The 8637-nt window shown below is 69.7% G+C and carries 9 protein-coding genes and 1 pseudogene; 6 read left to right on the top strand and 4 right to left on the bottom strand.

Annotated elements, in window-relative coordinates; translation table 11 throughout:
* Positions 1–239, bottom strand: a pseudogene (locus tag D7W81_RS37095) (mechanosensitive ion channel family protein); the annotation flags it as partial.
* Positions 240–434: 195 nt separating this feature from the next.
* Between D7W81_RS37095 and D7W81_RS37090 the strand changes: the two are divergent.
* Together D7W81_RS37090 and D7W81_RS37085 are read left to right on the top strand one after the other, a co-directional pair.
* Positions 435–1070, top strand: coding sequence for a hypothetical protein (locus D7W81_RS37090; protein ID WP_120560099.1), 636 nt, complete (start codon positions 435–437; stop codon positions 1068–1070).
* On the top strand, positions 1071–1520 hold the full coding sequence (locus tag D7W81_RS37085; RefSeq protein WP_120560098.1) for a hypothetical protein: 450 nt from the start codon (positions 1071–1073) through the stop codon (positions 1518–1520).
* A 7-nt stretch (positions 1521–1527) separates the two neighbouring features.
* On the opposite strand, the gene wzy is transcribed toward D7W81_RS37085, so the two are convergent.
* A complete protein-coding gene (gene wzy, locus D7W81_RS37080) occupies positions 1528–3093 on the bottom strand; it encodes an exopolysaccharide repeat unit polymerase (RefSeq protein ID WP_120560097.1) in 1566 nt (521 codons plus the stop codon).
* 57 nt (positions 3094–3150) lie between these two features.
* On the opposite strand from wzy, the gene epsH reads away from it, so the two are divergent.
* From epsH to D7W81_RS37060, 4 genes are read left to right on the top strand one after another with little or no spacing between them, the layout of a single operon-like run.
* A complete protein-coding gene (gene epsH / locus D7W81_RS37075) occupies positions 3151–4461 on the top strand; it encodes an exopolysaccharide biosynthesis glycosyltransferase EpsH (RefSeq protein WP_120560096.1) in 1311 nt (436 codons plus the stop codon).
* A gap of 35 nt (positions 4462–4496) precedes the next feature.
* Entirely contained in the window at positions 4497–4928 is a 432-nt protein-coding gene (locus tag D7W81_RS37070; RefSeq protein ID WP_120560095.1) for a hypothetical protein, read from the top strand.
* A 49-nt stretch (positions 4929–4977) separates the two neighbouring features.
* Positions 4978–5418, top strand: a complete 441-nt coding sequence (locus tag D7W81_RS37065) for a hypothetical protein (protein ID WP_120560094.1) — start codon at positions 4978–4980, stop codon at positions 5416–5418.
* The gene (locus D7W81_RS37060) at positions 5393–5863 is read left to right on the top strand and encodes a MerR family DNA-binding protein (RefSeq protein WP_158621768.1); all 471 of its coding nucleotides are present in this window, start codon (positions 5393–5395) and stop codon (positions 5861–5863) included. Before D7W81_RS37065 ends, D7W81_RS37060 begins: the two co-directional genes overlap by 26 nt.
* A gap of 1 nt (position 5864) precedes the next feature.
* On the opposite strand, the gene epsU is transcribed toward D7W81_RS37060, so the two are convergent.
* Positions 5865–7076: an exopolysaccharide biosynthesis GT2 family glycosyltransferase EpsU gene (gene epsU, locus D7W81_RS37055; RefSeq protein WP_120560092.1), complete on the bottom strand. Its 1212-nt coding sequence runs from the start codon at positions 7074–7076 to the stop codon at positions 5865–5867.
* 56 nt (positions 7077–7132) lie between these two features.
* Entirely contained in the window at positions 7133–8632 is a 1500-nt protein-coding gene (gene epsV / locus D7W81_RS37050) for a PCP family exopolysaccharide biosynthesis protein EpsV (RefSeq protein ID WP_120560100.1), read from the bottom strand.
* Positions 8633–8637: the final 5 nt, after the last annotated feature.

The raw sequence follows: 8637 nt of genomic DNA, 5'->3' as shown, positions 1-8637 counted from the left end.
AACGTCACCGCCTCCACCAGCCGCCCCAGCACCCACGCCCCCACGACCACGGCCGCGAGCCCCAGCCACTGCCACGCCTCCAGCCCCCACAGCGGGCGCAAGAACACGGGAGGCAGCAGCTCCAGCAGCGGAGAGCGGGGCTCCGAGCCGGCCGGCGCCACTCCCGCCTCCAGCGCGAACGCCCCCGCCGGTCCCAACAACAACAACCCCCACATCCACGGCGGCACGAAACGGCGCACGGCACTCTCCCCATCAGGATGATTTGAGAACAAACAATCATCTTGGACAGGGGCTGTCCACCGGGGATGACGCGGAGGGCCAAGGGCTGGCCGCAGGGCGGACGGGCCGGGTGAGCTTTGCCTTGAATCCTGGTTTTGTAGTTTAGCCCGTGCTATGCGCTTTCCCGGTTCCCCTCACGGGAGCGGCGAAACGGGATGCGCGGACGGAATGCATGGACGGTGGGCGTGGCGTTGCTCGCGGGCTGCGCCGGCACGTCCTATTTCCAGAGCGGCACGGACACCCTCTTCGGCCAGCGGGGCGCCCGGGTCTGGGTGAAGGGGCCGTGGCCCGCCATCCAGCCCTCCAAGGACGTGGACGAGGTCATCGACCAGCTCTGCCCGGCGGTGATGGCGTTGGACCGGGCGAAGGAGCGGGACTACGGCCAGGAGTACTGCGGGCTCATCTACTCGCTGGGCGGCGGGGAGTACTACGCGAGCTGGCCGTCGCCCCTGGGACGCACGACGCTGGTGGGCGCGGACCTGCGCCGCAAGAGCTGCAGCGTGCCCAGCGTCGTGAAGGACGACCGGGGCCTGCCCTCCACCCTGGCGGACTTCCACAGCCACCCCTGGTTCCCGTCGGGAATGTCACAGGAGGACCGCTGGAGTCAGTCACAACGTTGGACCCTCAGGGTCCAATTTGATTCAGGATGTACCGTGACGAAGCTGGTCCCGTACAAGGGCGAGAACCGTCCAGGCGAGGTCTACCTGCGGCGGGACAAGACGTGGAAGCTCATCGGGTACATCCATGAAGCGGACAAGGACACGGGCTTCATCACGCCCGTGGAGGACTAGATGGGGCGCGAGGGTTCGTCAGGGTTGTTCGTGAAGCGCGGGCTCGCGGCGCTGCTCGCGTTGCCCCTTTGCGCCTGTGCGCTCTTCACGCGCCCGGTGCGGCCTCCCCATGCGCCACCCGAGGAGGCGGCCCGCTTCCAGTTCCCCCTGGACCTGCCCGCGGAGGGGCGCATGCAGACGCCCGCGCTCGTCGCCGCCGCGACCCAGCTGGCGATGGACGACTTCCGCCCGCTGGACCTCAAGCCGCACAAGGGCGCGACCGCGGACGAGCTGTGCCTCTACCGGCGGGACTCCTTCGACGTGTGGTCGGCGCCCGGCCCGGACGGCGTGATGTTCGTGCGCTTCGTGCCCCGGCAGGACGCCTGCAACAGCGACGGGCCCGTGACGGACGCGAGCGCCACGTACGCCATCGACACGCGCGGGTGGCGCATCCTGTCCATCCAGCGCTAGGCCCGCGCTAGGCCGCCGTCGCGCCCGTGGGCGGGGCCTCTTCCGGCGCGGCGCGCGTGAGGCCCAGCACCTTCTCCCGCTGCGGCCAGGGCCACGCGCCGGTCACCATGGCCAGCTTGCCCGCGAGCACCGAGCACACCGCGACCTGGAACGTGCAGATGTACGAGATGATGCCCATGTCTCCGAACACCTGGTTCAGGTAGGACGCCACCACCCCCACGATGACCAGGCACGCGGTCCGGTGTTCCGCCGCGTACGCGCGGTGGTACGAGCGCGCCGCCAGGTACACCGTCACCACCAGGTACATCCACACGCCCGTGAACCCGAACCACCCGCCGAAGGCCAGCAGGCCCAGCAGCGAGTTGTGCGGGTGGAAGCGGTACGTGGGGAACACGAACGCGATGTTGGGCAGCGGGTAGGGCTCCAGGAACTCGTGCCCGTAGCCCGTGCCGAACACGGGGTTCGTGTTCCACGTCGCGATGAGGTTGAGGTTCTCGATGTCGCGGTAGTCCAGCTCTCCTTCGGCGTGCTGGCCCTCGATGATGGAGCGGAAGGTCGCCACCGGCTTGAACACGCTGCTGTTCGAGCTCCACCCCACCAGGAAGTACACGACCAGCAGCGGCGAGCACGCGATGAGCCCGCGCGTGAGGGCCTTCTTCAGCGGCGTCCACGGGTTGAAGAAGTACGCCGCCGCCAGCCCGCCCACGAGGCTCACGTACGCGAGCCGGCGGTCGTTGAAGAACATCCCGATGAACACCAGCAGCATGATGATGATGCCGCGGATGGCATGGCCGGACTTGGGCCGCTCCAGCCAGCGCGTGATGCACACGGTGAGCGCGAAGATGAACGTCATCGAGTCCGAGTGGCAGGTCGTGTACTCCACCTCCAGCCCCTGTGCCGGCACGATGACGAGCGCGAAGTAGGTGCTCACCGCGGACTTGGTCAGCGCCGCCAGGATGATGGTCTTCGCCACCAGCGGCCAGTCCTCCGGCCCGCGCAGGCTGTACTGGTACATCATCGCCACCAGCGGGAGCACCGCCGCCTGGTGCCACTGCCAGAGCGAGTTCTTGATGTCCCCGCCCCGCGCGATGCCCCACACCTCCATCCACATGATGGAGAAGAACGAAATCGCCAGCACCACCGCCAGCGGCCGGGGGATGGGCACCACCGGCGGATCAATCTTGGACTTCGTGGCCCGCCGGTAGATGCCAATGCCGATGGACCCCACGATGAGCCCGTCGATGAGCGGGAAGCGCAGGGCGCCAATGCCCACCAGTTCGTGCATCTGGGTGAACAGCAGCTTCCCCAGGGGGAACAGCGGCGACGGCCAGAACATCGACTGGGGGCGCTCGGGTGTGTAGTCCACCGCGAGCACCAGGTAGAGCACCACGATGGCCAGGTAGCGCAGCGGCACCTTCAGGATGACCCACACCACGGTGAGGGCCAGCACGGGCGCCAGCGTGACGATGGGGTCCCCGTTACCCACGGCGGCCGCGCCCAGGGTGACGGCTCCCAGGCCCACGACCATGACGATGTACTGGAGCCAGGCGGCGCGGGAAGGTTCAGAGGCCATCGGAGCGGAGAGGGAGGCTATATCCCGGGGCCGGGTTGGGATAGATGCGGATGCCGTATGGCTGGCTCCCGACCCCGCGTCCTCCTGATTGCTGAGCTGTGCAACCCTGACTGGGTGAGCGTTCCCCTGGAAGGCTGGTCCCTGGCAAGGGCGCTCGCCGAGGTGGCGGACGTGCACCTGGTCACCCAGGTCCGAAACCGCGAGAACATCCTCAAGCAGGGCCTGGTGGAGGGGAGGGACTTCACCGCGCTGGACTCCACGCCGGTGGAGCGCCCGCTGGAGAAGGTGGGCGAAGTGCTGCGCGGCAAGGCGGGCGTGGGCTGGACGACGGCCACGGCGCTGAGCGTGCTGCCGTACTACTACTTCGAGGAGCTGCTCTGGCGGCGCTTCGGGGACCGCATCCGCGCGAAGGAATTCGACGTGGTGCACCGCTACACGCCCATCAGCCCCACGACGCCCAGCACGCTGGCGGCGCGGTGCGCGGACGCCGGGGTGCCCTTCATCATGGGCCCCATGAACGGCGGCCTGCCGTGGCCCAAGGGCTTCGGGGACGCGCGCGTGCGTGAGCGCGAGTGGCTGAGCTACATCCGGGACGTCTACAAGCTGATGCCCTTCTACAAGTCGACGCGGCAGAACGCGTCCGCGCTGATGATGGGCTCGCGGGCGACGCGCGCGCAGCTGTCCCAGGAGTACCAGGACAAGGTGGTCTACATCCCGGAGAACGCCATCGACGTGCGCCGCTTCGGCACGTCCAAGGCGGAGCCGCCGAAGGCCGGGGAGCCGCTGCGGGTGGCGTTCGTGGGGCGCTTCGTGCCGTACAAGGGCATGGCGATGCTCATCGACGCGGCGGCGCCGCTGGTGCGCGAGGGCAAGGTGCAGGTGGAGCTCATCGGCGACGGCGCGGAGATGCAGAACCTGCGCGCGCAGGTGGCGAAGAGCGGGCTGGAGAACGGGGTGACGTTCGCCGGCTGGGTGAAGCACCAGGAGCTGCAGGGCCGCCTGTCGAAGAACCACCTCTTCGGCTTCCCCAGCGTGCGCGAGTTCGGCGGCGCGGTGGTGGCGGAGGCCATGGCGCTGGGGCTGGTGCCCATCGTGATGGACTACGGCGGTCCGGGTGAGATTGTCAGCCCGGCCACGGGCTTCGCGATTCCCATGGGCACGCCGCAGGAGATTGTCGAGCGCGTGCGCGGAGTGCTGGAGAAGCTGGTCGCGGATCCGTCCGTGATTGGCCCCATGGGCGAGCGCGCGCGGGCGCGCATCTTCAAGCACTTCACCTGGAAGGCGAAGGCGGAGCAGGTGCTGGAGGTGTACCGCTGGGTGTCCGGAGAGCGCGGCCAGCCGGACTTCGGCATGCCGCTGGCGGACTGAGGTCCAGGTCACACGGCCGGGATAGTGTTCCCGGCATGAGCCCCTCCCTGCTTCAGCGCGCCGTCCGTGGCTTCGCGGTCTACGACCTGGTCGTCACGTTGCCGTTCGCCACGCCGTGGACGGCGGGCGCGATGCTGGGCGTCATGCGGTGGGTGCACGAAGGCCTGGCACTGGGAGGCGAGGCCATGCCGGCCTTCGCGTCCGTGCACCTGTTCTTCGTGGCCCTCTTCGGCGTGCTCGCTGTCATCTGGGCGCTGGTCCGCATCCTCCAGCCCACCGCGCTGCATGGCGCCATCGACACGGTGGGCCGGGGGCTCGTCGCCTCATGGATGGTGTTGGCGCTCATGCAGGGGGCGACGCAGGTGCTTGGCGCGTTCCTCGTGATGGAGGCGGCGGGGATGTTCGTACAGGGTGCGCTCCTGCTCGGCGCACGGCGGCGGGTGGCGGCTGCCGCGACAGGGACCTGAACGGAGGCCCTTGCCTCTGCACCAAGGTGCAGGGGTTAGCGTCCTTCGCATGAACCCTGAACCGTCCCTGCTTCGCCGCGTCGTCTTCGCCAGCGCGCTGTATGACTTCGTCGTCACCGTCCCCTTCGCCACGCCGTGGACCGCGGAGGTGGTGCTTTCCAACCTCCGGTCCGTGCACCAGGCGCTGGGGCTGGGCGGTGAGCCGCTCCCCGCGTTCACGTCCTCGCACCTGTTCTTCGTGGCCCTCTTCGGCACCATCGTGACGCTGTGGTCCGTCGTGCGGCTCTTCCATCCCACCGCGTTCAACGGCGCCGCCGACACGGCGGGCCGGGCGCTGTTCTCCACGTGGATGGCGTGGGCGCTCACGCAGGGTGCGACGCGGGTGCTCGTGGGGTTCCTCGTGCTGGAGCTGGCGTGGATGTTCGCCCAGGGCGGTGCCATCCTTGGCGCCAGGAGGTGGCGTGGTGGCATCCCCGCGACGGCCCGTTGAAGTGACTCCCCTGCGCATCGGCGCGCTCGCGCGTGAATCCGGCGTGAAGCTGTCCACGCTGCGCTTCTACGAGCGCCGCAAGCTGCTCTTACCCATGGACCGCAGCGAGAGCGGCCAGCGCCTCTACGGACCCGAAGCCGCCATCCGCGTGCGCTTCATCCGCCGCTCGCAGGAGCTGGGCTTCACGCTGAAGGAGGTGTCCGCCGTCCTGGCCCTCACGGACCGGCGCGGCACCCCCACCCGCGACGTGGCCCGCTTCGCGGAGGCGAAGGTCCAGGCCATCGACACGCGCATCGACGACCTGCGCCGCATGCGCCGCGCCATCACCACCCTGATGGCCGAGGGCTTCTGCCCCCCGGACACCGTGTGCCCCATCCAGGCGTCGCTGGGGGCCACGCCCGCCGTGAAGCGCAAGCCGTCGAAGCGGCCCGCGCCGGGGCGCTGAGCTACCGCCGCTCCGCCTCACGCGTGGTGCGCACCCACTCGCCGCGCTTCTCCGCGCCGGGGCCGCGCACCATCAGCCACACCTTCCACACCACGTAGATGGGCGCCCACGCCAGGTCCAGCAGGCCACGCGGGCCCACGCCGGACACCCACCAGCCGCGCAGCACGTACAGCGCCAGCGACATCATGCCGAACGACGCCAGCGCGGACGCGGCCACCGCCGTGCCACCGGACAGCCACACCACCCCGGCCGCCAGCACCGAGCCCGCCACCGTCGCCAGCGCCAGCTGGCTCAGGGGCGGCACCAGCACGTCCATGGACAGGTCCAGCAGCAGTCCGCTCTTCTGCTTCAGCGCGTCGCTCAAGAGCGGCCACCCGTGCAGCTTGCGCATCTGCGCGCGGCCACCCTCCCAGCGCTGGCGCTGCGAACGGCTCTGCTTCTCCGCCGTCACCATCTCGCCCAGCACCTCCGCCTCCCAGGCGTAGTGCACGCGGTGCCCCGCGCGCGCCAGGCGGATGCCGTACTCCAGGTCCTCCACCACGCTGAACGCGTCGTGCGGCACCTGCTTCATCACCGCGTGCGTGAAGCACATGCCGTTGCCGCGCAGGCCGCAGGACACGCCCAGCCGCTCGCGCCCCATGGAGCGCACGCGGTGGAACATGCCCAGCGCGATGGTCATCAGCCGCGTGCGCCACGACGCCGTGGGGTTCATCACGCCGTAGTGCGCCTGCACGCCGTGCGCCCCGTCCTCCAGCCGGCGCGAGAACGCGTGCAGCAGGTTCGCGGACACCACCGTGTCCGCGTCCACCACCACCACCGCGTCCGCGAAGCCGTCACGCAGGCTGCGCTCGAAGGCGTGCGCCAGCGCGTAGCCCTTGCCGCGCTTCTCCGCGTCCTGGCGCTCCAGCACCGTGGCGCCCGCCTCGCGCGCCTTCTCCGCCGTCGCGTCGGAGCAGTTGTCCGCCACCACGAGGATGCGCCGCAGGTGCGCCGGGTAGTCCACCGCGGACAGGTTCGCCACCGTCCGGGCAATGCCCAGCTCCTCGTTGTGCGAGGGGATGATGATGTCGAACTTCCTCGCCTCGGGAGACGGCGGCGCCGGCGCCGCCTTGCGCCCCGACAACAGCGTCAGGAGCAGCAGGTAGCCGCAGCCCACCACCACCGGCAGGAGTCCCACGCACAGCGCCACGTCCACCCAGGTCCAGACCGTCACGACAGTGTCACCCCCGCGCTCGCGCCATCTTCATGGACGGCCGAGCGCACGAACCTTCAGCGGCGTTCCAGCTCCGCCAGCACGGGCAGCTTGAGCAGCCGCTCCACCTGCCACTTCTCCAGGACCCGGCGGCGCAGGATGTCCAGCGCCACCGCCGCGAACACCGCCAGCGCCACCCCGCCCACCACGCCCGCGATGGCGATGAGCTTCGGGTTCGGCTTGGACGGCTTCTCCGGGAAGAGCGCCGGGAGCAGCACGCTGTAGCGGTGCTTCATGGACACCTTGGAGATCTCCAGCTCCGTCTGCGCCTGGTCCAACCGGCGCAGCTTCTCCTGGTGCCGCATCACCACCATGCGCATCCGGTCCGTGGCCACCGCCACCTCCGGATCATCCGGCGTGCCCAGCATCGCGCCCGCCATCGGGCCGCCGAAGCCCGCCAGGCTGGAGCCCTCCGTCGCGGAGTCCACGTCCGTGCCGCCCATGCGCAGGTACTCCTGGATGAGCGACTGCTCCTCGGAGCGCAGCGAGGTCAGCTGCGGCGAGTCCGCCTGCATCGTCGCCACGCGCTGCTCCAGATCCACGATCACCGGGTGCTGCGGGGAGAAGACGACGCGCTGCTCCGCCAGCTGCGCGCGCAGCTCCGTGAGGCGGCGGCTGCGGAACTCCTCCACGTCGCGGATGGCGCGGCGCTTGGCCTGCACCAGGAACTTCAGCTGCGCGAGCGCGTGGTCCGTCTGCAGGAGCGCCTGCCGCGCGCTGGCCTGCTTGGGGTCCGCTTCCTTCTTCTTGCGGCGCGCGTCCGCCTGCTTCACCGCGCGCTCCAGGTCGTTGATGGCCTGCTTGATGTTCGCGGCCTCGTTGGCCACCTGGCCCTGGAGGATGTTCACGGACTCGGAGATGGCGCCCATCTCCGACTCGTGGCGCATGTCCAGGAAGTTCTGGGACGCGGCCTCCACGATGTTGAAGGCCATCTGCGGGTCGCCCCAGTCCACCCCGATGGTGACCGTGCCGCTGCCGCCCTCCGCCATCACGTTGAGGCTGGTCTCCAGCATCGCGATGAGCGCCTCCTCCTTGTCCTCGTCGGACATGGGGGGCGGGGCCTTCTTCAGGTACTGCTCCTTCATGCGGCTCATGGGCGAGCGCATGTGGTCCCAGTACTCGATGAGCTTCGCGTTCTTGATGACGGACTTGAGGTTGCCCCGGCTGAGCACCATCTCCCACGCGGCGCGCGTGGGCTGATCCGCCTCCACCGGGATGGACCGGCCCGGGTTCACCAGCGAGGAGATGATGAGGTTGCGGTACGTCAGCATCCGCGTCTCGACGTGGTACTTGCGCGGCATCAGCTTCGCCGCCAGCGACCCCAGGCCGCTCATCACCGCGATGATGCACAGGCCCAGGAACCAGTGCCGGAAGATGGCCCTGCGCACGAAGCCCAGCCCGTCGAAGAGGAAGCCCCAGTCGATGAGGTCCGCCGGCGCGTTCGTCTCTTCGCGCTCGGGGACGTACGGCGGCGGGGGCGCGGCGGAGCGCGGCGTGCGAGGGGCGGGCGTGGTCACGCGTG

Origin of the sequence: Corallococcus aberystwythensis (assembly GCF_003612165.1) — a bacterium.
Lineage (GTDB): Bacteria > Myxococcota > Myxococcia > Myxococcales > Myxococcaceae > Corallococcus > Corallococcus aberystwythensis.
The sequence above is the reverse complement of the archived record's forward strand: the minus strand, read 5'-3'. Positions and strand labels throughout refer to the sequence as shown.

Coding starts and splice junctions, on each gene's coding strand:
- D7W81_RS37090 (WP_120560099.1), top strand. CDS start 435: ATGCGCGGACGGAATGCATGGACGGTGGGCGTGGCGTTGCTCGCGGGC.
- D7W81_RS37085 (WP_120560098.1), top strand. CDS start 1,071: ATGGGGCGCGAGGGTTCGTCAGGGTTGTTCGTGAAGCGCGGGCTCGCG.
- wzy (WP_120560097.1), bottom strand. CDS start 3,093: ATGGCCTCTGAACCTTCCCGCGCCGCCTGGCTCCAGTACATCGTCATG.
- epsH (WP_120560096.1), top strand. CDS start 3,151: ATGGCTGGCTCCCGACCCCGCGTCCTCCTGATTGCTGAGCTGTGCAAC.
- D7W81_RS37070 (WP_120560095.1), top strand. CDS start 4,497: ATGAGCCCCTCCCTGCTTCAGCGCGCCGTCCGTGGCTTCGCGGTCTAC.
- D7W81_RS37065 (WP_120560094.1), top strand. CDS start 4,978: ATGAACCCTGAACCGTCCCTGCTTCGCCGCGTCGTCTTCGCCAGCGCG.